The organism is Pseudomonas sp. GW821-FHT11D10 (assembly GCF_058808435.1).
Genome location: NZ_JBXARR010000010.1, coordinates 228762 through 254264 on the forward strand (window position 1 = coordinate 228762; position 25503 = coordinate 254264).

The window sequence follows — 25503 nt, forward strand, 5'->3', positions numbered from 1 at the left end:
GTTGGCCATTCCAGGCCCCGGGGCTTGCGCGGAGCGCAAATGTTGCACGATCACCGGCGGCATTGCCATTGATTAGTGCCCGTTGCCGGACGCTTTCATTCAAGGCACAGCGCACCGGGACAGGTGCAGACAGCGCGGGCGAATTGTCTTGGAGACTTTGTGAAAATTTCGTCCAACGCATATCTGGAAACACAATAAACCTGGAAAACAAAACGCCCCGAGTTCTTCGGGGCGTTTACAGATGAACGCGACAGTTACTTCTCGGCGCGTTCTTTCAAGGCTTTGAGGGTGTTGAACGGTGCGTCGACCACAAACTTGTTAGCGATCATCGACGGCACGCTGCCGCCCGGCTCGGTGTGAACCTGATAGGTCACTTCAACCTGGTCGCCTTTTGGCACGAACTTCCAGAAGCCTTTGACTTGAGCAACCCGCACAAAGCCCTTTTCTTCAGGCAGGTACTTCGGCACGCCTTCCAGATTACGGGTCAGGCTGCCATCGGCGCCTTCAACAGTGGTGACATGCAGGATCGAATCGCGCGGAGTCACCGGCCATGGGGTGTTGAACTGAGTGTAGGTCCAGCTCTGGTCGCCTTCGTGCTTGAGCAGTTTCTGGGTCTTGCACTCGTGAATCCACGCGCACGCACCGGAGACGTCTTCCTGCAAGGCGCGCAGTTTGGCGATGGTGGTCTTCATCACGGTCACGCCTTGATAAGACTTGTAGTCCGAACCCGGCACTTCGCTCAGGGAGACCTTGATGCCGTCCTCGTTCTTGGCGACTTTCCAGTCTTCAGCCTGGGCGGCCGAGGTGGCCAGCACGGCCGTCAAACCACACAACACAGCGATACGATGCAGCGAACCCATAGTCTTATTCCTTATTGTTGAAGTTCCGTTCGTTTGACACATCACGCCGCCGTCATCTGCTCCCACCAGCCGAGCAGTCTGATCGCGTCGTCCTGGCTGCTGCCGCAGACTTCGGGATCGGCCTTGAATCCTGAACAGACCGCCGGACGATCCGGTCGGCCGAAAATGTTGCACAGGTTATCGACCGACAACTGAACGCAGCGTTCACCGGCAGGTTTGCCATCGGGCATGCCTGGAATCGGCGAACTGATGGAAGGGGCAATGCAGCAGGCGCCACAGCCTTCACGGCATTTCATGACGACGCGTTCCTCGCAGCGGGCAATGTGTTAAAGGGACGCGGAACAGGGTAACCGCTTAAACGGCTGTTTTAAATTCCCTGAACCGGGGTTTTTACGCAGAAACGAAAGTGACTGACCAGTCTCCGACAAAGCGTCTGGTCTGCGGGTCACCGATGGGGACGATTTATTGCTTGAACTCGAAATCCAGCGCCGCGCCTTCAACTTCCCGACGCTCCTCGTTACGCAGCTGCAGCTGCATTTCGTTGCTGAGCAAACGGCCGTTGAGCTGGAACCCGCTGTTCTTGTCACCGAACATTTGCGGCAGAATCGGTTCGCGCTTGGGCATCGTCACGGAGCCGGGCGGCTTCAACTCTTGAACCATGTCTTTGGGCAGGCTCAAATCGAGCTTCGCGGACGGCAACGGCGTCTTGGCCACTTCTTTCGCCGACTTCGACTTGGAGGCGACCGGTGCGCGCTTCTTGGCGGGAGCAGCCTTTTTCTGCGGTGCTTTTTTCGCTGGAACGGTTTTCTTGGCCGTGACCGGTTTTTTCGCAGTGGCAGTAGCCGGCGTCTTTTCCTGAGCCGCGGCCGCCATGGCACCAGGCACATGACCCATCATCAGCAGGCAGAGCACAACCCAGACGGCAGAAAATTTCGCTTTCATGAACCCAACGAAGCTAACGGCAGAGGGCCATATGCTCGCCTGTTAGACGTCACATGACAAGCTCCGCCATTGTTTCAAAATCCGCCGGCCATCTCCTGGCAGAGCTGGGTCGCCAGCATTCCGAGGGTCATCAGCGCGCGTTCCGCCTCGCGATTCCACGGGATGCCGCAGTTCAACCGGATGCAGTGGTTGAACTGTTCGGTGTTGCTGAAGATCAGGCCCGGCGCAATGCTGATGCCCTGTTGCAGCGCCCGCACGTGCAATTCCTGGGTGTTGACCCGCCCCGGCAGACTGACCCACAGAATGAATCCGCCAGTCGGCCGGGTCATCTGAGTGCCTTCGGGAAAGTACTGCTGAACCGCCAGCTGGAACGCGCTGAGATTTTTTCGGTATTCCTGGCGGATGTACCTTAAATGCCGGTCATAGCCGCCGTTTTCCAGGTACGCCGCGATGGCCATTTGCGTGACGCTGCACGCCGAATGGGTGCTGAAAGTCTGCAAACGCTGGATTTCCTGCTGGTACTTGCCGGCGATCATCCAGCCGATGCGCACACCGGGCGATAACGTCTTGGAAAAACTCGAGCAATAGATCACCCGGTCAAGCCTATCGTAGGCCTTGAGCGACTTGGTGCGGCCCTGCTCGAACATCAACTCGCCGTAGATATCGTCTTCGACGATCTGGATGTCGAAGTCCGAGGCCAGCCGCAGCAGTTGTTTCTGCCGCTCTTCGGGCATGGTGCCGCCAAGTGGATTACTCAGGCGGGTGGTCAGCACCAGCGCCTTGATCGACCATTGGTTGGCCGCCAGTTGCAGGGCTTCGAGGCTCATGCCGGTGGCGGGGTCGCTGGGGATCTCGATGACTTTCAGGCCCAGCAGATCGGCCAGTTGCAGCAACCCGTAATAAGTCGGTGATTCGGCGGCGATCAAATCGCCGGGGCGGGTCAGCACCCGCAAAGACATCTGCAAGGCGTCGACACAGCCGTGGGTGATCACCACTTCGGACGGGTCAACCACCACGCCTGCATCGCGCATGCGAATCGCCACCTGCCGGCGCAGCGGCTCGAAACCCGGACTGAACATGTAGCTGAACGCCCGAGGGCTATGAAAGCGAGTGACCTTGGCCAGTTGCTGATGCAGGGCGCGCACCGGCAAGTAATCGACACTCGGCACCGCCGCCCCCAGCGGGAACACACCTTCACGACGGGATTCGACCAATACTTGCTGAATGATGCTGCTGCGGGTGACCAGACCTGGCCGTTCGACCCGAGCAATGTCCGGCGTGGGCGCCGTCAGCGCGGGAGTCTGGTGCACGTAGTAGCCGGACTGCGGCCGCGCGCGGATCAGGCCCTGATCCTCGAGGTTGGCGTAAGCCTGCAACACCGTGGCATGGCTGACGTTGAGCTGCGAACTCATCTTGCGCACCGAAGGCACGCGCTCGCCCGGTTGATAGACGCCACGGCGAATATCTTCGGCCAGCTGTTGAGCAATACGTTGGTAGAGCAAGAGATTGGTCATGACGCAGCACTCGATTTCACGGGCGTTTTATTCTTGTGTGAAACAATACCGGAACAGTTTGGAAGTGTACTGGGACAGTTGCCATATTAGTCAACCATACAGTGCTGTGTCGGTTAAATCTGTACTGCTTTGTGAGGTAATCGACAGACGTAAAAAAGCCCGGTGCTGCCTGACAGCCCGGGCTTTCCAGTAACGCCACCCTCAGCGGGCGGCGCCGAGCTGGCCTTTTTCGTCGGAGAACACGATTTCCACCCGACGGTTCTGCGCACGCCCACGCTCGGAAGCGTTGGCGTCCACCGGATATTCGTCGCCGTAGCCTTCGACCTGAATGCGTTTTTCGTCGATGCCCAGGTCCGTCAACACGTCGGCTACCGACTGTGCGCGGTCGCGAGAAAGTTTGAGGTTTTCCTGCTTGCCGCCTGTGCTGTCGGTGTACCCCTCGATGCGCACGACACGCTTCGGGTTGAGTTGCAGGAACTGCACGATCTTCAGCACCACGCGGTTGGCCGAGTTTTTCAGTTCGGCTTCACCGGTGTCGAACAGCACGTCACCCAAGGTCATTACCAGACCACGATCGGTCTGGGTGGTGGCCAGCGCAACGATCTGTTCTTCCAGCCATTTGCCCTGCTGCTGCACGCTCAGCAGTTTCGACTCGCGCAGGGCCAGTTGCAGGCGCTGGCGTTCAAGTTCCAGTTTCGCCGCACGCTCTTCGTTGAGCACCTGGTTGGTGTGCTCACGGGCGATTTCGCTGTAGCGCTGGCTCAGGTAGGCGTAATGCACCACGTCCGAGCCGCTGCCCCAGTACGTCGACAGACGATCGGCTCGGGCCAGGGACTCACCGGCGCGGATCACGTCTTTCGGCGCGATACGCAGCACGTTGGAATCTTCCTTGACCTTCTGGAAATCGGTGCTGGCCTGCTGCAATGCGGATTCGCTGTGCTGACCGGCGCAGCCGTAAAGGCTGGCGCAACCGGCGAGGATCAGAGCGCCGAGGGCTTTGGACTTCAGGCTCATTGGGCATCCCCCAGTTGCTTGCGCAGTCGGACGATGCGGGTGTTGAGCACGTTCACTTGCTCTTCGCTCTTCTGGGTCAGCACTTTGGCTTCCGCCAGACGTGCGTCGAGTTCGGCCTGTTCGAATCGCATCCGCGCATTCTTGTAGGACTCACCCGCCATGCTGCCTTTGGCCCGGTTGAACTTGTCTTCTGCCAGTTTCATTTCCGGCACGTCTTCAGCGGTGGCGCCCACGGCTTTGGCTTGCTCAAGGGCCTGCTCGGTCAGACGCATTTGTTCGTTGGGTGCCGGATCGCTGGCGCAACCGGCCAGGGCCAGAACGGCCATGGCCGCGAAAAGAAGTCGATTACTCACTAAGAATCCCTACTGTTTTGGGGCGCTGACAGGTGGTTGCGGCGGCTGTTGCTGCTGCGCCTTCCAGCGCTCGATGTTGCGTTGCAGCGCGGCTTCCGTCAGGCCGGACGCGGGCAATTCTGTCATCTTTTTGGCCAGCTGTCCGCGCAACCACGGATCGTTGCAGGCCGAGTTGTGCGAAACCGCCAGGAACAGACCGGGCCGGTCGATGGGTTGTTCAAAGGCCAGCAGATCATTGGCCATGCCCAGTGCCTGTGCGGCCGCCATGCCCGAGTAGCGACCGGCGAGTACATATTCCACCTCACCCAGCAGAAGTTTCTGAAACGCCTGGGTCAGGTTTGCCGTACGGGTCAGGGTCAATTGCTGCTCGGCGAAAGTGCCGAATGCCGGGGTCATTCGAGACTTTTCCGACAAGCCTCCTTGATGGCCCTGGAGATCCTTCGCTTCGCTGTAGACCAGAGTCGACCCCTTGCGGGTCCAAACTAGATAGTCGTTTTCCAGCAACGGTGGGTGAATGTAGTCGAGGTTTTCCAGCTCGTTAAAGGTCAGCGGCGCGTCGGCCAGCATGTCCATCCGCCCACTGCGCACTTCGTCGAGGGCCTGGGAACGCTTGCCGGCGTACAACAGATCGACTTTGATCCCCAACTCTTTCGCCACCTGTTGCAACAGGTCGGCGCTGGCACCGATCAGTTGTTTGGGGTTTTGCGGATCCTGCCAGAGGTACGGCGGTGCATCCGGGCTGCCGGTGACGACCAGCCGCTCGCACTTGCCCGTCGCCACCGACAGGCCCGGCAACAATGCCAGCCCCAGCAACCACGAGCAGCCCAACCAACGATGCAGATCCATGGCGAAACGCTCCCACTCAAATCCGAGACAAAAAAAAGCCCGACCAAAAGGTCGGGCTCTTTATAAGTGAAGCGGCCGGATTAGACCAGCTTCTCCAACTCAGGTACGGCTTCGAACAGATCCGCCACCAGGCCGTAATCGGCCACCTGGAAGATCGGCGCTTCTTCGTCCTTGTTGATCGCAACGATCACTTTGGAGTCTTTCATGCCGGCCAGGTGCTGGATCGCGCCGGAGATACCGACGGCGATGTACAGCTGTGGCGCAACGATCTTGCCGGTCTGACCGACCTGCATGTCGTTCGGTACGAAACCTGCGTCGACCGCGGCGCGGGAAGCACCCACAGCAGCACCCAGCTTGTCGGCCAGAGCGTACAGGTGTTTGAAGTTGTCGCCGTTCTGCATGCCGCGGCCGCCGGAAACGACGATCTTGGCAGCGGTCAGCTCAGGACGATCAGACTTGGCCAGCTCTTCACTGACGAAGCTGGAAGTGCCGGCGTTGTGAGCAGCAGCAACGGATTCAACCGAAGCGGAACCGCCTTCAGCGGCAACCGGGTCGAAACCGGTGGCACGCACGGTGATCACTTTGATCGCAGCGGTCGATTGCACGGTAGCGATGGCGTTACCGGCGTAGATCGGACGCTTGAAGGTGTCAGCGCTTTCTACCGAAATGATCTCGGAGATCTGGTCAACGTCCAGTTGAGCGGCAACGCGTGGCAGGATGTTTTTGCCGTTGGAAGTAGCGGCAGCCAGGATGTGGCTGTAGCCAGCGCCCAGTTCGGCTACCAGAGGAGCAACGTTTTCCGGCAGCTGATGCGCGTAGGCAGCATTGTCAGCGTTCAGGACTTTGCTCACACCTGCGATTTTCGCGGCGGCTTCAGCCACGGCGCCAGCGCCCTGGCCTGCAACCAGAACGTGGATGTCGCCGCCGATTTTGGCAGCGGCAGCCACGGTGTTCAGGGTGGCCGGAGCCAGCACCTTGTTGTCGTGTTCGGCGATTACCAAGATAGTCATGATCAGATTACCTTCGCTTCGTTTTTCAGTTTCTCGACCAGTTCAGCCACCGACTTGACCTTGATGCCCGCGCTGCGTGCAGCCGGCGCTTCGACTTTCAGGGTCTTGTTGGTGGAGGCGGTGGAAACGCCCAAAGCGTCCGGAGTCAGCGTCTCGAGAGGCTTCTTCTTGGCTTTCATGATGTTTGGCAGGGACGCGTAGCGCGGCTCGTTCAAACGCAGGTCGGTGGTGACGATCGCTGGCAGTTTCAGGGAAACGGTCTGCGCGCCGCCGTCGATTTCGCGGGTCACGGCAACGCTGTCGCCGGAGACTTCGACTTTCGAGGCGAAAGTGCCCTGACCGTAGCCGCTCAGTGCAGCGAGCATCTGGCCGGTCTGGTTGTTGTCGCTGTCGATGGCCTGTTTGCCCAGGATCACCAGCTGAGGCTGTTCCTTGTCGACCACGGCCTTGAGCAGCTTGGCCACGGCCAGGGAAGTCAGGTCTTCAGCGGATTCGACGAGGATGGCGCGGTCGGCACCCAGAGCCAGTGCGGTACGCAGCTGTTCCTGAGCGGTGGACGGGCCGATGGAGACGACGACGATTTCAGTCGCAACGCCTTTTTCTTTCAGGCGTACGGCTTCTTCCACTGCGATTTCGCAGAACGGGTTCATCGACATCTTGACGTTGGCGAGGTCTACGCCGGAATTGTCCGCCTTGACGCGAACCTTGACGTTGTAATCCACAACGCGTTTGACAGCTACAAGAACCTTCATGGATTCCTCGTTACTCTCCGGTGAAAAGAAAGTCGCCTAGGCGAACCTGGCGGTTGATGCTCATCGGGCACAAGGGCACCTCTAAAAACGCCGGCTGAGCGGAATGACCGTTCGTCAGTCGTGACCGACGAGTCATGCCGCGTCGCGGTGTGTAAACTGCGCGCCGAACCTGCGCTGCGCATCACCGGTTACCACCTACGCCCTGTCTTTAGAGGTGCTCTTGAAACCACCATTCAGCCTACGGCGAGCGCAAAACCGCCCGTATCTTGACCGGAACGCCCATTCTGGTCAATACGCCAAAATGCCCTGTCATAAGCCGCGCTTCTTTGATTTCTCTGGGCTGGAGCCGATTCAAACAAACGTTTGTATTGGACGCTAAGAGTGGTGTAGATATAATGCGCCGCCTAGAGAGAAAGGTGGTTTGCCCATTATTAGCCTTGACGTTAACGTAAAGGCAATAACGGATACGACACCGAACCTCCAAATTAGAAAAAAAACTGTTGAGCCTTGAGTAGGAGATAGCCTGTGGAACGCGAATACATGGAATTCGACGTGGTCATCGTCGGTGCCGGCCCCGCTGGCCTGTCCGCCGCCTGCCGTCTGAAGCAGAAGGCCGCCGAAGCCGGTAAGGAAATCAGCGTCTGCGTGGTCGAAAAAGGCTCCGAAGTCGGCGCACACATCCTGTCCGGTGCCGTATTCGAACCACGGGCCCTGAACGAACTGTTCCCGGACTGGAAAGAACTCGGCGCTCCGCTGAACACGCCTGTCACCCGCGATGACATTTTCGTGCTGAAAAACGCCGAAAGCGCGCAAAAAATTCCTGACTTCTTTGTGCCCAAGACCATGCACAACGAAGGCAACTACATTATCTCCCTCGGCAACCTGTGCCGCTGGCTCGCCCAGCAGGCCGAAAACCTGGGCGTGGAAATCTACCCGGGCTTCGCCGCTCAGGAAGCGCTGATCGATGAAAACGGCGTGGTGCGCGGGATCATCACCGGTGACTTGGGTGTCGACCGCGAAGGTCATCCGAAAGAAGGCCTCTACACCCCTGGCATGGAACTGCGTGGCAAGTACACGCTGTTCGCCGAAGGCTGCCGTGGCCACATCGGCAAGCAACTGATCAAGCGCTACAACCTCGACAGCGATGCCGACGCCCAGCACTACGGCATCGGCCTGAAGGAAATCTGGGAAATCGACCCGGCCAAACACCAGCCAGGCCTGGTGGTGCACACCGCCGGTTGGCCGATGGACATCATGGGCACCGAGAACACCGGCGGCTCCTTCCTCTATCACCTGGAAAATAACCAGGTTGTAGTCGGCCTGATCGTCGATCTTTCCTACAGCAACACCTACCTGTCGCCGTTCGACGAATTCCAGCGCCTCAAGCATCACCCGGTACTGAAGCAGTATCTGGAAGGCGGCAAGCGCATCAGCTACGGCGCACGTGCGATCTGCAAAGGCGGCCTGAACTCGCTGCCGAAGATGGTCTTCAAGGGCGGCGCACTGATCGGTTGCGACCTCGGCACCCTGAACTTCGCCAAGATCAAGGGCAGCCACACTGCGATGAAGTCCGGCATGCTCGCCGCTGAATCCGTGGCCGACGCGCTGTTCGCTGACAAGGACGGCACTGAAGAGCTGACCACCTACGTCGACGCCTTCAAGAAGAGCTGGCTCTACGAAGAACTGTTCGCCAGCCGCAACTTCGGCCCGGCGATCCACAAGTTCGGCGCCATCGTCGGCGGCGGTTTCAACTGGCTGGATCAGAACATCTTCGGCGGCAAACTGCCGTTCACCCTGCACGACACCAAGCCGGACTACGCCTGCCTCAAGCTCGCGGCCGACTGCAAGAAGATCGACTACCCGAAACCCGACGGCAAGATCAGCTTCGACAAGCTGAGCTCGGTGTTCATCTCCGGGACCAACCATGAAGAAGAACAGCCGTGCCACCTGAAACTGACCGACCCGACCATCCCGCTGAGCAAGAACCTGCCGCTGTACGACGAGCCGGCACAGCGCTACTGCCCGGCCGGTGTGTATGAAGTGATCACCAAGGAAGACGGCGAGAAGCGCTTCCAGATCAACGCCCAGAACTGCGTGCACTGCAAGACCTGTGACATCAAGGACCCTTCGCAGAACATCACCTGGGTGACGCCGGAAGGCGCCGGCGGCCCTACTTACCCGAACATGTAAGCCAATCCGCTAAACATCAAGGCTCCCTATAAGGGGGCCTTTTTGTTGCCTGCGATTTGCCGGGAATCAAGCCGCGCGCTCATCACCCGGACTGCGTTCGAAATAACGTTTGTACTCGCGACTGAACTGCGACGTGCTCTGATACCCCACCCGATGCGCCACCTGCGCCACTCCCAGTCCTTCGGCGATCAACAACGTCTGCGCCTTCAACAAGCGCAAACGCTTCAGATACTGCACCGGCGACAGCAACGTGCTGCGTTTGAAATGCTCATGAAAGGTCGAAACGCTCATGTTCGCGCAGCTGGCCAGCGTCTCGACGTTCAACGGTTCGGTGTAGTGCGAGTGCAAATGGCTGATCGAAGCCGCCACCCGGGCAAACTGCCCCTGCTGCTCGACCAGCGCCCGCAGCACATCAGCCTGCGGACCGCGCAACGCCACGAACAATAACTCCCGTACACGCGCAGGCCCGAGAATCTGGCACTCCAGCGGATCGTGCAGACAACGCAGCAAGCGTTCGACGCAACCGCGCATGTCATCGTCGAGCACCACCGAGGTCATCGACTCCGGTGTCTGCGCCGGAATATGCCGCCCCGGCGCCAGCCCCATGGCCAGCACCAATTCACCGAGCAGCACCCGGTCGATCGCCACCGACACGCCGAGCAACGGCGCGTCCGGCAACGCATAGGTTTCGCACTCGAACGGCACCGGCAACGCCTGGATCAGGTAATGCCCGGCGCCGTACTCCATGGTGCGCGGCCCCAGATACGCCAGTTTGCTGCCCTGGGCGATGATCATCAGGCTCGGTTCGTAAATATGCGGGCCACGGGCAACGTCGCAACTGGCGCGCAACACCTGCACGCCCGGCAGCCCGGTCTGGCTGTAACCATCGCGCAGCGCCAGCGGTTCGATCAGCGAAACCAGGGTGGCGTTGGCATCAAGGTGACGGGTCAATTGCATCGGGTGGCTCTTCAGAAAAAATCACGGAAAAAGGGATGAAAGCATCATCGCAGATCCTTTTGCCAATGCGACCGATCAACCCCGCATGCCGGAGGATTAGGCATGACACCCGGAGGAATCGCCATGGCCGGACGACCGGACGGCGCCCAGAATGCGCCGCCTCACTTGTCACTGCTTTTGCGAGGTTTCACATGTACACCGCCATCGGCTATGCCGCTCAAACGGCCACCACGCCCCTCGCCCCGATGAAGTTCGAACGCCGCAGCCCACGGGCCGACGACGTCGCCATCGATATCCTGTACTGCGGCGTCTGCCACTCCGACATCCACCAGGCGCGCAACGAATGGGGCATCGCCGTTTACCCGTTGATGCCCGGCCACGAGATCGTCGGAAAAGTCACCGCCGTCGGTGCGAATGTCACCAAGCACAAGGTCGGCGATCTGGTCGGCGTGGGCTGCATGGTCGATTCCTGCCGCACCTGCGAAGCCTGCCAGTCGAACCTCGAGCAATACTGCCTCGAAGGCCCGACCATGACTTATGCCACGCCCGACCGGGTCGACGGCAGCAACACCATGGGTGGTTATTCGGACAGCATCGTGGTCAGCGAACACTTCGTGGTGCGCATCCCCGAGAAGCTGGATCTGGCGGCTGCCGCACCGATTCTCTGCGCCGGCATCACCACCTACTCGCCGCTAAAGCACTACGGCGTGAAGGCCGGCGACAAGGTCGGGATTCTCGGCATGGGCGGCCTCGGCCACATGGGCATCAAGTTCGCCAAGGCCATGGGCGCTGAAGTGACGCTGTTCACCCGTTCGGCAAGCAAGGCCGAGGAAGGTCGTCGCCAGGGCGCCGATCATGTGATCGTGTCCACCGACGAAGAGCAGATGAAAGCTGCAGCCGGTCGTTTCGACTTCCTGCTGGACACCATTCCGGTGCAGCACGATCTCAACCCGTACCTCGACACCCTGCGCTTCGATGGCGTGCACATTCTGGTGGGCCTGATCGAACCGATCGATCCGCCGGTCCACGCCGCGAAACTGGTGCTGGGTCGTCGCGTATTGGCCGGTTCGTTGATCGGTGGCGTCGCCGAAACCCAGGAAGTGCTGGATTTCTGCGCCGAGCACAACATCAGCTGCGATATCGAAATGCTCGACATCCGCCAGATCAACGAAGCCTACACCCGCATGATCGCCGGTGATGTTAAGTACCGCTTCGTGATCGACATGGCGACTCTGAAGCTCTGATACCTCAGACCTTCAAGCCAAGCTCCGCCGAGAGCCGGGCCGTGACCCCTTTGATCAGGGGAATCAGCTCGGCCATTTTTTCCAGCGGCATGTACGGCACGGTGCTGGCGATGCTGATGGCCGCGACGATGCGCTTGCTCGCGTCGCGGATCGGCGCCGCCACGCAACGGATCGACGGTTCGTTGTCTTCCAGATCGAACGCGTAGCCGCCGGCCACGTATTCGGTCATTCGCTGCTCCAACTGCTCCCACGACTGCTGGGGATGCTGCGGCCAGAACTGACTTTTCCCACCCGCCGGCAGGCTAATGTCGTACAGACGCTGCCAGTCCTGCGTCGCGTCATCCAGCATCAAGGCCTTGCCGATCCCGGTCCGCGCCAGCGGCATGCGATGGCCGACCCGCGAGCGCATTTCCGGGCCGTTGCGCCCCGGATTCTTCAACAGGTACAGCACCTCGTCGCCTTCACGAATTCCCAGGTGAACGGTGTCGCCGGTCAGCGCCGACAACTCGTCCAGATAAGGCCCGGCCAACGTCACCAACGGCAACTCTTCGCGCGCCTGAAAACCCAGTTCGATCAGCTTCGGCCCCAGCAGATAACCGACTTGCGGCACGACGCGCAGGTAGCGCTCGTCCACCAGGCAACTGGCCAGACGATGAGTGGTGCTGCGCGTGGTGCCGATCAGGCGGGCAATCTCTTTGAGATCGCGGGCGCCACTGGCGACGGCCTGCACCACACCCAACCCGCGAAGCAGGGTCTGGGTACCGGTCGGCGCGGCGTCCTTGGCGGTTTTTGGGGCGTCTTCCTGCATATCCAGCCTTTAGCGTTGAGCGAGGGAACGGGCGGCATTATGGTCGCCCGAGATGGCCGACTACAACTCGATGCGCTCGACCTTGCCCACCAGCAGCACGTAGGACAAAGCACCGATCAATGCCAGAACCGCGATGTAGGTGATTGCCGGGGCGAACGAATCGCCGCTGGCCAGGAAGCCGATGACAATCGGCGTGGCAATCGCCGACAGATTGCCGATGAAATTGAACACCCCACCGGTCAAGCCCAGCAGCCGCGCCGGCGCCAGTGTCGACACCAGCGACCAGGTGATCGACGCCAGCCCGTTGCCGAAAAACGCCAGCGCCAGGAAGGCAATCACCAACGGCGTCGACTCGACGAAGTTGGCGCCGATGATCGAGGTGGAAATCAGCAGCCCGCCGATGATCGGCAGCTTGCGCGCAAACCCGACGGTGCAGCCACGACGGATCAGGAAGTCGGAAAAGAACCCGGAGCACAGCACGCCGATGAACGCGGCGAGAAACGGCAGCGACGCCAGCAGACCGGACTTGATGAAGTCCATACCGCGGTATTTCACCAGGTAAGTCGGGAACCAGGTCAGGAAAAACCACAGTGTCGAGTTGAGGCAGAACTGGCCGAGGTAGATCCCCCACAACTTGCGTTTACTGAGGACGATGCCGAGATCGGTCCAACTGAATTTCGCCTTCACCTTGGCGGTTTCGGCGGCGATATCCACCAGGCCGCCGCCCTCGCGGATCAGGTCGATTTCCGCTTCGTTGGCGCCTTTGAAATCACGCGGTTCGCGATACACCGCGTACCAGATCGCCGCCCAGACGATGCCCACCGCGCCGGTCACGACAAACACCATGTGCCAGCCAAACTCATGTTGCAGCCACGCCAGCACCGGGGTCAGAAACGCCAGCCCGACAAATTGCCCGGAGGTGTAGAAGCCGATGGCCGTCGCCCGCTCACGCTCGGGGAACCAGGTCGTCACCACACGGCTGTTGATCGGATACGCCGGCGCTTCCAGCGCACCGACCGCCATGCGCAGCACGAACAGTGCGATGAAACTGGCGGCGAACCCGAGCATCACCGTGGCCAGCGACCACAACAGCAATGCGACGCTATAAAGAATGCGCGGCGGCACCCGATCCACCAGCCAGCCGCCGGGGATCTGCATCGCGGCGTAGGTCCAGCCGAACGCCGAGAAGATCAGCCCGACGTGCACCGGGTCGATGCCCAGATCCGTCGTCAGTGCCGGGGCGGCAATCGACAGGTTGCTGCGGTCGAGGTAGTTGATGACCACGGTGATGAACAGCAACACCATGATGAAAAATCGCTTGCGGCTGGGCGTGACTAACGTCGCTTGCCCGGTGAGGGTTTGCGGTTGCATGGGGAGCGCCTCTTCTTATGTTTATTGAGGTCGAGGGTATGCAGATCTCCGCTCCCTGGAGATCTGACTTACTGGATGCGGCAGAGAGTCAGCGACTCACCACTCGGCAAAACTGCCATCGGCATGACGCCAGATCGGGTTGCGCCAGCGGTGGCCGACCGCCGCGCGTTCGATCACGTATTCCTCATTGATCTCGATCCCCAGACCCGGGCCGTTCGGGATTTTCACGAAGCCTTTGTCGTAGTCGAACACCCGTGGATCCTTCACATAATCGAGCAGGTCATTGCTCTCGTTGTAATGGATGCCCAAGCTCTGCTCCTGGATAAACGCGTTGTAACAAGCGGCGTCCAGTTGCAGGCACGCCGCCAGCGCGATCGGCCCCAGCGGGCAATGCAGCGCCAGCGCCACGTCGTAGGCTTCAGCCATGTTGGCGATCTTGCGGGTCTCGGTGATGCCGCCGGCGTGGGACGCATCCGGCTGGATGATGTCGACGTAACCTTCGCTCAACACCCGTTTAAAGTCCCAGCGCGAAAACAGCCGCTCACCGAGGGCAATCGGTGTGCTGGTCAGCGGTGCCAGCTCTTTCAGCGCTTCGTAGTTTTCGCTGAGCACCGGCTCTTCGATGAACATCAGTTTGTACGGGTCGAGTTCCTTCATCAGCACCTTGGCCATCGGCTTGTGCACCCGGCCATGGAAGTCGACGCCGATGCCGACGTTCGGCCCCACCGCATCACGCACGGCGGCAACGTTGGCCAGGGCCAGATCGACCTTTTCGAAGGTATCGAGAAATTGCAGCTCTTCGGTGCCGTTCATTTTCACAGCAGTAAAACCACGGCCCACCGCCTCTTTCGCGGCCCGCGCGGTGTCTGCCGGACGGTCGCCGCCGATCCACGAATACACGCGGATCTTGTCCCGCACCTGACCGCCGAGCAGATCGCTGACCGACACACCGAGGGCCTTGCCCTTGATGTCCCACAGCGCCTGATCGATACCGGCGAGCGCGCTCATGTGGATCGCGCCGCCCCGGTAGAAGCCGCCGCGATACAGTACGGTCCAGATGTCTTCGATATTGCGTGGGTCTTTGCCGATCAGGTAGTCGGACAATTCCTCAACCGCAGCAGCGACCGTGTGGGCACGGCCCTCGACCACGGGCTCGCCCCAACCGGTCACGCCCTCGTCGGTTTCGACTTTCAGGAAGCACCAGCGCGGCGGGACGATGAAGGTGGTGAGTTTGGTGATTTTCATCTGCTTGTCTCTCTTGTTAGATGCAGCGCACGCAGCGCCGGAAAAGTCTTAGCGAAGGGCTTTCCAGGCCGCCACGTAGGCCTTGGCATTGGCCGCCACTTGCTCAGTCGTCATGCCCGGCTTGAACAGCCCGGACCCGAGGCCGAAGCCTTTGACGCCAGCGTCGATGAACGCCTGCATGTTGTCCGGCGTGATGCCGCCGACCGGCGCTAGAATCGTCCCGACCGGCAACACCGCCAGCCAGGCTTTCACCACCGCAGGGCCCATCTGTTCGGCCGGGAACAGCTTGAGAATGTCCGCGCCCTCCTCCAGTGCCGCAAAGGCTTCGGTCGGTGTGGCAACGCCCGGCGACAGATACAGCCCGGCTGCTTTCGCTGCCCGCAACACCTTGGCATCGCTGTGGGGCATGACGATGACCTGGCCGCCGGCCTCCTTCACCAGTTCGACCTGTTCCGGAGTAAGAACCGTGCCGGCACCGATCAGGCAATCGGCGGGCAGGGTCTTACGCAGGATGCGAATACTTTCGTACGGCGCGGGGGAATTGAGCGGTACTTCGATGACGCGAAATCCGGCCGCATACAGGACTTCTCCGACAGCGGCGGCTTCCTGCGGATGCAGGCCGCGCAGGATCGCGATCAGACCGTTTTGCGCCAGTGCTTGCTTGAGCATGTCAGGCCTCCAGTCAGGGTTAACGGGATGAGGAATCGATCAGTCCGGCGGCGAGCGCCAGTTGCCACAGACCACGCTCGGTGGCTTGCTCGGCCAGGGTCACCTGGGCAAAACCGCAGGTGTCGAGGGCACGGCTGTAGCGGGCGCACAATTGCGCGTTGCCGATGAGGATGATCGAAGGAAGATGTGTGCTGTTGCGTCGGCGCCTTTGCACGGCGGCCAGCGCCGTCAGTTCATGGCCGATCAGCAGGCCGGACAGATAGTCCGGTTGCGCGGTGGCGCCGAGTTCACCGGTCAGGCCCAGGCTGCGGGCGCTGAACAGGGTCGACAGCACGCCGATTTCGCCTTCTGCCGACAACGCCACCTGCACGCCGCGATCAAACGCCTCGGCGTCGAACGTCGCGCTGTGCTGTTGCGTACGACCGAGAATGCTGTGTTCGCTGAGCACGGCGAACACTTCGCCGGTCATGAAGGTGTCGAAGCGGGTGATGCAACCGTCGGCCACTTCCACCCATTTCGAATGACTGCCCGGCAGGCCGATCAGCAGATCGTTGCCCGCCTCTACCGGCAGATTCTGCAAGACGCCGAGGACCTGGGTTTCCTCGCCGCGCATCACGTTCGGCAGCGTCGAACGTTGAATCACACCCGGCACGATGTGCACATCGACACCGCGAATACTGCGAACGGTTTGCAGGGATTTTCCGAGATCGGCCACGTTGGCCGGCGTATCGTGGTAGGACGCTTCGCGCCAGCCCTGAGCGCTGCCGACCATGCCGCAGGCAATCACCGGCAAATCGGGTTGCGCGTCGAGCCAGTCGCCGCACGCCTCGTCGAACGCCAGTTCAAAACCGTCGGAGCATTCGCGACCGTTGATGACCCGCGGTGTCTTCGGCAACTGCATGATCCCGAACGACAGCGACCGCTGCGCCAGCACCTGCCCGCCCGCAGCGAGTTTGTAAGCACGTAGTGAGGTCGTCCCCCAATCGAGCGCGATCAATTGCGCCAGCATCGCTTCACCTGTTTTGTTATTGGCAGTGAGTGAAACGGACTATAAACCCGGCGAATGCAAAATCTCAATATATAAATATCATTCCCACATTATGGGACGATGACAAAAAAAATATCGCAGCCAGAAACAGTGCCTTCAGAGGAATTCAACTTCCTGCTGGAGCCGTCTCGGGCTGCGATATTCCTGGCTCGGCTCAGTTGCCCTCGGCAAACTCGCGCAACACCTTGCCATCCATGCGGTAACGCACCCACTCTTCCTGCGGCTGGGCGCCGAGGGATTTGTAGAATTCGATGGCCGGGGTGTTCCAGTCCAGCACGCTCCATTCGAAGCGGCCGCAGTCGTTGGCGCAGGCGATTTTCGCGAGGTGGCGCAGCAGGTTTTTGCCGGCGCCGCCGCCCCGTTGCTCGGGGGTGATGTAGAGGTCTTCGAGGTACAGGCAGTTGCTGCCCAGCCAGGTCGAATAGCTGAAGAAGAACACCGCGAAACCGATCGGTACGCCGTCGCGCAGGCAGATCAGACCATGGGCGGTGGCGCCTTCGCTGAACAGGCTGCGCTCGATGTCGGCGACGCTGGCGATGACTTCGTGACGGGCCTTTTCGAAGTCTGCCAATTCGGTGATGAACGCGAGGATTTGCGGAGCATCGCTGGGGGTCGCCGGGCGGATTTCGATCGTCATGGACGGGCCTTGTCGGAAAAAAGAAAACGCCATACTAAGGCGGCGCGCGGCGCTCGTCACATGGCAATCCACAGATTAGGCTAGCGCCGCCGAACAATCGAAAGGACGCCCATGAACAACTTCGCTTTCTCGCCCCTCGCGGAACTCGCCGCCGAACTGTTGCCCCACGCGCTGGAACCGTCGGAAGACGGCGCCCATGACCTTTCACACCTGCAACGAGTCTGGCACAACGCGCGTACCTTGCAGGCCGAGGAAGGTGGCGATCTTGAGGTGCTGCTCGCGGCGGTGTTGCTGCACGATTGCGTGGCGGTGGAAAAGAACTCGCCGCTGCGTTCACAGGCATCACGCCTGGCAGCGGAAAAAGCATCAATGGTGTTGGCAAACCTGAACTGGCCCGAAGCCAGAATCGACGCCGTCATCCACGCCATCGAAGCCCACAGTTTTTCCGCCAACATCACACCGACCACCCTCGAAGCCCGACTGATGCAGGACGCCGACCGTCTCGATTCCCTGGGCATGCTCGGTGTCGCCCGCACCTTTTACATCGCCGGGCGCATGGGAAGCTCGCTGTACGACCCGCAAGATCCCGAGGCCCGGGAAAGGGACTACGACGACAAGCGATTCTGCCTCGATCATTTCCAGACCAAACTGTTGCACCTCGCCGACGGTTTCCAGACCGCAGCCGGTCAGAGTCTGGCACAGATCCGTCATCAACGCCTGAAAGGATTCATGGAGCAATTCAAGGAAGAGATCGGCGTGGTCTGAAGGCGTTACTCCGGTCAATCACGATCCTGAGATCGCCAAGCTCAGACCTAAGCCGAGGGCCTGACGTGTTAGATAGATGACGCTCAATTTTTCCGGTCAAGGAACCGCGTCATGCCTCAAGCAACACCCCAGGTCTCGGGCAAACTGTTCGGCCTGTTCTGCCTCGCCAGTTATCTGTTGTCGCTGTCCTATGGCGCGACGTTTTTGCTCTCGCTGCTGATCGGTTCTCGCGGCGGCAACGAGCACGATGCCGGCAGCGTGATCAGTGCGGCGATGCTCAGCACCTTCGTTGCAGTGCTGGTGTCCGGGCACCTGTCCGACTGGCTGGGCGCGGCGCGTTCGATTGCGTTGTTCGGGCTGCTGTTGGTGGCGGCGAGTCTGGGGTTTGCGATGACGCTGGGCTTCGGCCATTGGCTGCTGTTTTTCGGATTGCTGCTTGGTTTGGGCTGGGGCGTGTTCTACACGCTGGGGCCGATCATCGTCGCCAGTCTGGTGAGCCCGGCGCAGCGGGCAAAATACTTTGCGCTGCTGTCCGGCAGCATGATGACCGGGATCGGCAGCGGCCCGCTGCTCGGACGTGCGGCGAGTGCGCTGGGGTTGCCGGTGACGTCGGCGTTCTATCTGGCGGCTGCGGCGAGCCTGGTCGGCGTGCTGTTGTTCTGGCGTCTCGGTGCCCGATTGAAAGGCACACAGGCAACGTCAGCCGCACGAATCTCTTGGCAGGCGACGACACAGGTGCTCGGCTCCCGCGCGGTGTTTCCGATCATCATGGTCGGCCTCGGCGGTTGCGTATTCGGCGGGCTGTCGAGTTTCCAGACCAGCTATGCCGCCGCCCGTTCGCTGGACTATTCGCTGTTCTTTCTGGGCTTCATGAGCGCTGCGATCAGCAGCCGGATGTTGATCGCAGGCTATGTGGTCAAGCGTGATCCGCTGCGCGCATCGTGCCTGTTGTCGGGGTTGATGCTGGGCTCGATCGTGTTGTTCGCGTTCGGCGTGCAGAGTGGTTTCAGCTATCTGCTGGCGGCGGTGATGCTCGGTGTCGGTTACGGCCTCACCTACTCGGTGATCAATGGGCTGGCGGCCAACGAAGCGCCGCCCGGCACTACGTCGCAGGCGTTGCTGCTGTTCAGTCTGGCGTACTTCATCGGCGTGTTCGGATTCCCGCTGCTGGCCGGAAAAATCATCGTCGAGCACGGCATGCCGACGCTGTTGCTGACGGTGCTGGCGGTGGCGGCGTTGAACTGGACGATCACCGTCGGCCGCTTGCTGTGGCGGCGAATCACGGTAGAAAACGCGCTGACGAACTGAACCGTTCGTCGCTCATCCGGCACCTATGCGACGTAAGGGCGGCCCAAGATCAGGTAAGGATTCCAATCACTGGAGAAACCCCATGATCTCGTCAAGGTTGACTGCTCTCGTTTTCGCGGCCCTGCTCTCTCCCGTGGCCTTCGCTGCGACGGCCACCGGAACCGGCCCCACCGATCCGGTCGAGCGCCCGAAAGCTCCGGCCATCCAGAGTGCCCCCGGCATGAACACCGATGGCTCGGGCGTCGAGAACGCCCTGCCGCCCGCCACCGGCACCGACCCGCGCACCCAGGGCAACGATCCGGGACGCCAGGGCGGCACTTCCGGCAACCCGGTGCCGCCTGACAATTCCGGCTCCGGCATGGGCTCGAAAACCACCACCGGTGGCTCGGGCTCCGAGGGGGCTGGTCAGTAGGCGGAAGATTCGCGGATCAGCGCATCGACTTCGGCCGTGCCCGGTGAGGTCGCCGGGCCCCAGCGGGTGACGGCCAACGCGGCTGCAGCGTTCGCCCGCCGGGCGGCCTCATGTGCCAACAGTCCTTGCGCCAATCCAGCGACGAACACGCCTGCATGTGCATCGCCCGCGCCGTTGCTGTCCACCGCTTGCACCTTGAAACCCGGCACATGCTGACGCTCGCCGTGCTGATGAATCCAGCAACCCTGCGGGCCGTCGCGCACTACCATCAGCACCTCCCGTGGCAGGTGCACGGTCAATCGGTCCAGCGCCGTTTCGATGTCCGTCGCGCCAGTGAAACGCAATGCCTCGACACTGTTGCTGGTCCACACATCGATGCGCGGCAGCAATGCCTGCATCATCGGTGAGTCCGGCGACTCCACCAGCGGGCCCGGATCGAACACCACGTTGATCGTCTTCGGCAGCGCCAGCGTCCAGTCCAGCAATGCCTGGGCCTTACCGCTGTGCAGCAGGCTGTAGCCGCTGACGTAGACGTAGTCCCCCGCCTCGGCTGCAACGCTGTTCAGCTCTGCCGCCGTGACTTCACCTTCAGCGCCGATGTAGGAAATGAAGCTACGCTCGGCCGACGCATCGGTCAGCGCCACGCAGATCCCGGTGTCGCGCTCAGCAGGCTGGTCGATGCCGATACGAATGCCTTCGGCGTTCATCGCCTGCCGCGCCAGATCGCCGAAACGACCATTGCCATGGCGACCCAGATAGACCACCGGCAAGCCATTACGCGCAGCGGCAGCCATCACATTGAAACCGCCGCCGGCTTCGAAACTGGCGGACTGCGCCAGCACGTCACCGCCGATTTGCGGCAGCGCATCCACGGCCATGACCAGGTCGATGATGACCTGGCCGGTGTGCAACATCTTAGGCATGAGCATTCTCGGATTGCGCAGCGCGACGATCTCTCGCCCCGCCGAGTACGAAGTAAATGCCGCCGGCGACCACGAACGTCACGATCCAGCCGAGGCCGTTGTGGCCCAGCCACGAATCGGACAGGAAGCCCTTGAACCAGACATTTTCAGCCGTGGTGCCGATGGTGGTGAAACTGAAGCCCAGCACGATGGCAATCGCCCACGCGCCGAACGCGCGCCACTCGATGCCGCCGCTGTACCAGTAGGCACTGCTCGGGCTGACGTCGAGCAGGTCTTTCGGGCTGTAGTAGTGACGGTGAATCAGGTCGACCACGAAGATCCCGACCCACGCGGTGATCGGCACTGCCAGCAGGGAAATGAAGGTAATGAACGGGCCATAGAAGCTGTCGGCGATCAGCATGAAGTAGATCGAACCGGCGAAGATCGCAACGATATCGACCACCACCGCGTACACGCGTTTGACCTTCAGGCCGAGGGTCAGCGTGGTCAAACCGGCGGAATACACCGACAGGTTGTTCGACAGCAGCAGGCCGCCGAATGCAGTGATCAGGTACGGCACGGCCATCCAGGTCGGCAGCATGTCGCGGATCGCCACGATCGGGTCAGTCGCCGACGCCAGATCGTTGTTGCCCACCGACAGCAGGCCGCCGAGGGTGATCAACAGCACCAGCGGAATCCCCGCGCCGAACGCCGCCGAAGCGACCAGGCGCACGGCTTTGACGCTGCGATGCTGATAGCGCGACATGTCGGCGCCTGCGTTGGCCCAGCCGATCCCGGTGCCGGCGGCCATGGTGCCGATGCCGATGATCATCGCGCTCATCGGCGCCGGCGTGGCGTTGAACACCGCGCTCCAGTCGATGGTCGCGCAGAGGAAGCCGCCGACCAGAATGTTCAGCGCGCCGAACACGTAGGTCGCCCACTTCTGGATCACCAGCAAGGTGGCGTGGCCGAGGCCGGACACCGACAGGGTCAGCAGCACGAAAATCGCGATGAAGACCAGGGTCAGCACCGGCGCGCTTTTGGCTTCCACCGGCGAGCCGAACAGGATCGAGCACAACGACAACAGCACGAATGCGGCCGTGGTGGTGTTGACGGTTTCCCAGCCCAGGCGCGACATCAGCGACACTAGCGTCGGGCCAATATTGCCGCGCACACCGAAGATCGCCCGGGACAGGGTCAGGCTCGGCGCACGACCGCGACGGCCGGCAATCGAGATGATCCCCACCACCGCGAACGAACCGGCAGCGCCGAGGATGGCGACGATGATCGCCTGCCAGATCGCCAGGCCGCGAAACGCAACCAGCGTGGCGCCCAGCGGCAGGCCCAAGATAGAAATATTGGCAGCGAACCAGACCCAGAACAGTTGCAGCGGATGGCCGTTGCACTCGCCTTCCGGCACCGGTTCGATGCCCCGGGTTTCCAGTTGCCCGGCGCTTTGCCCGGCGTTCGATGAACTCATGAAAAATGCTCCTGTTTGCCTTTATTGTGGTTGTGGCAATGACGCAGAACGACAAGACATCCCGCCCTTCCTGGGCCTGTCTGCGCGATCCATTGCGGGTGAATATTCGAGGTTTGTGGTGCGTCCATCGCGAGCAGGCTCGCTCCCACGGAGATAACGCCGTATTTGTGGGAGCGAGCCTGCTCCGGGCGGCGATCCGACGATGGCGTCAGTCCAATCAGCGCAAGGCCAACAGCCCCTGCACCAACGGTTCCAGCTCCAGACCATTGACGGCCTTCACCGTCTCGATCATCGGCGCCGGCCAGCTCTGCAGACCCAGGCAGGCCCCGAGCATGGCGCCGAGAATCGCGGCGATGGTGTCGGTGTCGCCACCCAGGCTCGCGGCCATGCACAGCGCATCGAACGGCGTCATTTCACCGACAGCGACTTGCTGCGCGAGGGCGAACGACACCACCACCGATTCCTGCGACGCCACCGAGGTGCCGATCACGTCGTACAGCAGATCCGCGAGCAACACCGGGTCGCTCTCGACACTGATACTGCGCGCCCAACTGATCCGCGACGCGATGCGCCCACCGGCCACCCAGTGGCCGTGCGATTCAGCTTGCTGGGCGATCTGTTGGCCGAGGTTCAGCGCCTCGCCCAGATCCAGACCGTTGATGCCGGCAGAAACCACCGCTGCCACCGCCGCCGCGCTGGAAATCCCCAGCGTGGTGTTGTGGGTGACTTGGCAAGCCTGCACCACCGCCGCGATAAAACGCTCGGGGTCGGCGACATCCGCCGCGATCCCCACCGGGGTGATGCGCATCGCTGCGCCGTTGGTGGTGCCGTAGCGCCCGGCCTCTTCCGGCGAATGGCCGGCGAGGATCATTTCGATCGCACGTTTGGTCGACGGGCCGAGCAAGTCCTGCGAGCCCTTGGCCTGCATCTCGGCTTCCCATTCGATCAGCCGTTGCGCCAGCACTGCCGGTTCGATCCGGCCCTTGCCTTCGACCAGCAACTCACCGACCAGAATCGCCTGTTCGGTGTCATCGGTGATCGAGCCCTTGGGCATGTTCGCGGCAATCGGCTGCAAGGGGCCGGCGTCTTGCAGATCGGTGATCTGGCCGAAGCGTTGCTTGATGGTTTCGCGGTTCAGGGATTGCGTCGGCATGCCCAGCGCATCGCCGAGGGCCAGGCCGTAAAACGCGCCCAGGGCACGGTCGAGGGCGGTCATTTCGATTCTCCAAATTGCAGGTGCAGACGGAAATGCACCGGGTCGAGCAGGCTTTCGACCTGTTCCATGAAACGGTTCTGCCGGTCGTAGGTGGTGCGCAATGCCTTGAGGAACACCGTGCCTTCCGGACGGCCGAGCAGTTCGGCGTCCATCGCGTTGAGCGGTTCGGCGCCGATCCATTGATCGCCGCGCTCACCGACATAACCGTAGGCGGCCAGGGTGATGGTCAGGGAATTGTCGATCAGGCCAACCCGCGGCAGGCTTTCCAGGCCTCCGGTGGCGGGCATCAGAGAACGTTCGAGGGACACCGCCGTGCCGTCGTTGGAACGGCGGCGGCGCTCGAGAAGAATGAATTGATCGGAGCCGAAACGCGGAAGCAAATCCTCGCGGGTCACGGCCTCCAGACGCAGCACATCGGTATTGATCAGCGCCCCGCTGTCGGCCAGGGCCTGGGCCCAGCCGCTACGCTGGTCGAGCACCACACCGTCAAACGTGACGATGGAGCCGACCCCGCTTTGCGTGGCGATGTAATTGCGCCGCTTCAGTTCGGCCAGCGCTTCGCGCAACGTGCCACGGCTGACGTTGAATTCCTGAGCCAACTGATGCTCGCCGGGCAACAGAAAGCCGTCCTCCATGAGGCCGCTTTCGATGCGTCGGACGAGCTCGTCGACCACCCGTTGTTTCTTGTCAAATCGTACCTGTCTAATCATGTACAAAGTGATAACCGAAACGGGCTGGAGCGGGCAAGGGATATTTTGGGTGGGGTGACGGAAGGCGGGAGATCAAAAGCTTTCCCTCACCCTAGCCCTCTCCCGGAGGGAGAGGGGACTGACCGAGCTGTCTCATGCTTTACATCGACCTGAAAAAGCCAGTCGATTATGGATTCAGCAAAGCACTTTCAGGTCGATGTATCTCTGAAGCATCCCCCAATCGGCTCCCTCTCCCTCCGGGAGAGGGCGGGGGTGAGGGAGCTCTTGATCTTAGCGTTGCTTGAGTCGGTCAATGACAACAGCCAACAACAAAATCGACCCACGAATCACATACTGATAAAACGTGTCGATATTCTTCAGGTTCATCGCATTCTCGATAATCGCCAGAATCAACACCCCGGCAATCACATGCCGAATCATCCCGATCCCGCCACTCAGCGACACCCCGCCCAACACGCAAGCCGAAATCACTGTCAGCTCAAACCCCTGCCCGATCATCGGCTGACCCGAAGTCATCCGCGAAGCCAGAATCACCCCCGCCAGCGCACCGATCACCCCATGCACCGCGAAGATGATGATCTTCGTGCGATCAACGTTGACCCCTGCCAGCAACGCCGCTTCCTGGTTGCCACCGATGGCCATGGTGTTGCGCCCGTAGGTCGTGTAGTTCAGCAACCAGCCGAAAAACAGGAAGCAGACGATGGTGATCAGGATCGGTACCGGCACGCCGAACAGCTGGCCGTTGCCGAACACGAAGAACGATTCCTGGGACACGCCTACCGCTTTGCCGTTGGCAAAAATGTAGGCCAGGCCACGGACGATTTGCATGGTCGCCAACGTCGTGATCAGCGCATTGACCCGCAACTTGGCAATCACGATGCCGTTGATCAAACCGACGATCAGGCCCATCACCAGCGCCGCACTGACGCCGAGAAACACGCTGTTGGTGTCGCGCATCACCACCGCCGCAACCACCCCGGCGCAGGCGATCACCGACCCCACCGACAAGTCGAAATGCCCCGACGCCAGGCAGTACAACATGGTGCACGCGGCGATCCCGGTGGTGGAAATCGCCAGGCCCAGGCCACGCATGTTCAGCGGCGAGAGGAAGTTGTCGATCAGCAAGGTGCAGGCGACAAAAATGCCCACCGCCGCCAGCAGCATCACCCAGTCATCGAGGAAGCGCCGCATATCCAGAGGTTTGCGCTCGGTCGGCAGGGTTTCGTTTTGGGTTGTCATCATAGTCACCT

26 protein-coding genes are annotated in these 25503 nt (G+C 61.1%); 5 read left to right on the top strand and 21 right to left on the bottom strand.

What is annotated here, in order from left to right:
* Positions 1-254 precede the first annotated feature (254 nt).
* From AC1RT4_RS25405 to AC1RT4_RS25445, 9 genes are all read right to left on the bottom strand, one after another.
* Positions 255-860, bottom strand: a complete 606-nt coding sequence (locus AC1RT4_RS25405; RefSeq protein ID WP_007950871.1) for an START domain-containing protein — start codon at positions 858-860, stop codon at positions 255-257.
* Positions 861-901: 41 nt separating this feature from the next.
* On the bottom strand, positions 902-1156 hold the full coding sequence (locus tag AC1RT4_RS25410) for a YkgJ family cysteine cluster protein (protein ID WP_493088764.1): 255 nt from the start codon (positions 1154-1156) through the stop codon (positions 902-904).
* A 166-nt stretch (positions 1157-1322) separates the two neighbouring features.
* The gene (locus AC1RT4_RS25415) at positions 1323-1802 is read right to left on the bottom strand and encodes a translation initiation factor 2 (protein ID WP_493088766.1); all 480 of its coding nucleotides are present in this window, start codon (positions 1800-1802) and stop codon (positions 1323-1325) included.
* A gap of 74 nt (positions 1803-1876) precedes the next feature.
* Positions 1877-3316, bottom strand: a complete 1440-nt coding sequence (locus AC1RT4_RS25420) for an aminotransferase-like domain-containing protein (RefSeq protein WP_007950868.1) — start codon at positions 3314-3316, stop codon at positions 1877-1879.
* Positions 3317-3517: 201 nt separating this feature from the next.
* Positions 3518-4330: an OmpA family protein gene (locus tag AC1RT4_RS25425; protein WP_493088768.1), complete on the bottom strand. Its 813-nt coding sequence runs from the start codon at positions 4328-4330 to the stop codon at positions 3518-3520.
* Entirely contained in the window at positions 4327-4683 is a 357-nt protein-coding gene (locus tag AC1RT4_RS25430; protein WP_170929392.1) for a DUF4398 domain-containing protein, read from the bottom strand. Before AC1RT4_RS25430 ends, AC1RT4_RS25425 begins: the two co-directional genes overlap by 4 nt.
* 9 nt (positions 4684-4692) lie before the next feature.
* On the bottom strand, positions 4693-5529 hold the full coding sequence (locus tag AC1RT4_RS25435; RefSeq protein ID WP_493088770.1) for a substrate-binding periplasmic protein: 837 nt from the start codon (positions 5527-5529) through the stop codon (positions 4693-4695).
* An 80-nt stretch (positions 5530-5609) separates the two neighbouring features.
* A complete protein-coding gene (locus AC1RT4_RS25440; protein WP_085647477.1) occupies positions 5610-6539 on the bottom strand; it encodes an electron transfer flavoprotein subunit alpha/FixB family protein in 930 nt (309 codons plus the stop codon).
* A 2-nt stretch (positions 6540-6541) separates the two neighbouring features.
* On the bottom strand, positions 6542-7291 hold the full coding sequence (locus AC1RT4_RS25445) for an electron transfer flavoprotein subunit beta/FixA family protein (RefSeq protein ID WP_007950859.1): 750 nt from the start codon (positions 7289-7291) through the stop codon (positions 6542-6544).
* 525 nt (positions 7292-7816) lie between these two features.
* Between AC1RT4_RS25445 and AC1RT4_RS25450 the strand changes: the two genes are divergently transcribed.
* Positions 7817-9481 (top strand): electron transfer flavoprotein-ubiquinone oxidoreductase, encoded by a 1665-nt coding sequence (locus tag AC1RT4_RS25450; RefSeq protein WP_230732733.1) that lies wholly within the window; start codon positions 7817-7819, stop codon positions 9479-9481.
* A 66-nt stretch (positions 9482-9547) separates the two neighbouring features.
* Here AC1RT4_RS25450 and AC1RT4_RS25455 read toward each other — a convergent pair whose 3' ends face one another.
* The gene (locus AC1RT4_RS25455) at positions 9548-10438 is read right to left on the bottom strand and encodes an AraC family transcriptional regulator (RefSeq protein WP_007950856.1); all 891 of its coding nucleotides are present in this window, start codon (positions 10436-10438) and stop codon (positions 9548-9550) included.
* Between the two features lie 191 nt (positions 10439-10629).
* Between AC1RT4_RS25455 and AC1RT4_RS25460 the strand changes: the two genes are divergently transcribed.
* A complete protein-coding gene (locus tag AC1RT4_RS25460; protein WP_493088774.1) occupies positions 10630-11682 on the top strand; it encodes an NAD(P)-dependent alcohol dehydrogenase in 1053 nt (350 codons plus the stop codon).
* A 4-nt stretch (positions 11683-11686) separates the two neighbouring features.
* Here the strand turns inward: AC1RT4_RS25460 and AC1RT4_RS25465 are convergent, their stop codons facing one another.
* From AC1RT4_RS25465 to AC1RT4_RS25490, 6 genes are all read right to left on the bottom strand, one after another.
* Positions 11687-12490, bottom strand: coding sequence for an IclR family transcriptional regulator (locus AC1RT4_RS25465; RefSeq protein ID WP_493088776.1), 804 nt, complete (start codon positions 12488-12490; stop codon positions 11687-11689).
* A gap of 60 nt (positions 12491-12550) precedes the next feature.
* The gene (locus tag AC1RT4_RS25470; protein ID WP_007950850.1) at positions 12551-13861 is read right to left on the bottom strand and encodes an MFS transporter; all 1311 of its coding nucleotides are present in this window, start codon (positions 13859-13861) and stop codon (positions 12551-12553) included.
* 96 nt (positions 13862-13957) lie between these two features.
* Positions 13958-15106, bottom strand: a complete 1149-nt coding sequence (gene dgoD, locus AC1RT4_RS25475; protein ID WP_007950849.1) for a galactonate dehydratase — start codon at positions 15104-15106, stop codon at positions 13958-13960.
* Positions 15107-15154: 48 nt separating this feature from the next.
* Positions 15155-15775: a 2-dehydro-3-deoxy-6-phosphogalactonate aldolase gene (locus AC1RT4_RS25480; RefSeq protein ID WP_096820983.1), complete on the bottom strand. Its 621-nt coding sequence runs from the start codon at positions 15773-15775 to the stop codon at positions 15155-15157.
* A 19-nt stretch (positions 15776-15794) separates the two neighbouring features.
* Positions 15795-16784 carry a 2-dehydro-3-deoxygalactonokinase gene (locus tag AC1RT4_RS25485; RefSeq protein WP_493088779.1) on the bottom strand — a complete coding sequence of 330 codons (990 nt, stop codon included), beginning with the start codon at positions 16782-16784 and terminating at the stop codon, positions 15795-15797.
* A gap of 193 nt (positions 16785-16977) precedes the next feature.
* Entirely contained in the window at positions 16978-17460 is a 483-nt protein-coding gene (locus AC1RT4_RS25490; RefSeq protein WP_493088781.1) for a GNAT family N-acetyltransferase, read from the bottom strand.
* A gap of 111 nt (positions 17461-17571) precedes the next feature.
* Between AC1RT4_RS25490 and AC1RT4_RS25495 the strand changes: the two genes are divergently transcribed.
* The 3 genes from AC1RT4_RS25495 (at position 17572) to AC1RT4_RS25505 (ending at position 19945) form a co-directional block, all read left to right on the top strand.
* Positions 17572-18225, top strand: a complete 654-nt coding sequence (locus tag AC1RT4_RS25495; protein ID WP_493088783.1) for an HD domain-containing protein — start codon at positions 17572-17574, stop codon at positions 18223-18225.
* Between the two features lie 111 nt (positions 18226-18336).
* The gene (locus AC1RT4_RS25500) at positions 18337-19533 is read left to right on the top strand and encodes an MFS transporter (RefSeq protein ID WP_493088785.1); all 1197 of its coding nucleotides are present in this window, start codon (positions 18337-18339) and stop codon (positions 19531-19533) included.
* Positions 19534-19615: 82 nt separating this feature from the next.
* On the top strand, positions 19616-19945 hold the full coding sequence (locus tag AC1RT4_RS25505; protein WP_007950836.1) for a hypothetical protein: 330 nt from the start codon (positions 19616-19618) through the stop codon (positions 19943-19945).
* Here the strand turns inward: AC1RT4_RS25505 and AC1RT4_RS25510 are convergent.
* The 5 genes from AC1RT4_RS25510 to araH all read right to left on the bottom strand — a co-directional run bounded on the left by AC1RT4_RS25510 (position 19939) and on the right by araH (position 25492).
* Complete coding sequence (locus AC1RT4_RS25510; RefSeq protein ID WP_493088787.1) at positions 19939-20868, bottom strand: PfkB family carbohydrate kinase; 930 nt, start codon at positions 20866-20868, stop codon at positions 19939-19941. The two genes, AC1RT4_RS25505 and AC1RT4_RS25510, sit on opposite strands and share 7 nt — an antisense overlap.
* Positions 20861-22327 carry a purine-cytosine permease family protein gene (locus tag AC1RT4_RS25515; protein WP_262159897.1) on the bottom strand — a complete coding sequence of 489 codons (1467 nt, stop codon included), beginning with the start codon at positions 22325-22327 and terminating at the stop codon, positions 20861-20863. The genes AC1RT4_RS25510 and AC1RT4_RS25515 overlap by 8 nt, the downstream gene beginning before the upstream one ends.
* A gap of 217 nt (positions 22328-22544) precedes the next feature.
* The gene (locus AC1RT4_RS25520) at positions 22545-23543 is read right to left on the bottom strand and encodes an ADP-ribosylglycohydrolase family protein (RefSeq protein WP_129973711.1); all 999 of its coding nucleotides are present in this window, start codon (positions 23541-23543) and stop codon (positions 22545-22547) included.
* Positions 23540-24253 (bottom strand): GntR family transcriptional regulator, encoded by a 714-nt coding sequence (locus AC1RT4_RS25525; protein ID WP_192562002.1) that lies wholly within the window; start codon positions 24251-24253, stop codon positions 23540-23542. Before AC1RT4_RS25525 ends, AC1RT4_RS25520 begins: the two co-directional genes overlap by 4 nt.
* 270 nt (positions 24254-24523) lie before the next feature.
* Entirely contained in the window at positions 24524-25492 is a 969-nt protein-coding gene (gene araH / locus AC1RT4_RS25530) for an L-arabinose ABC transporter permease AraH (protein WP_011335422.1), read from the bottom strand.
* Positions 25493-25503 lie beyond the last annotated feature (11 nt).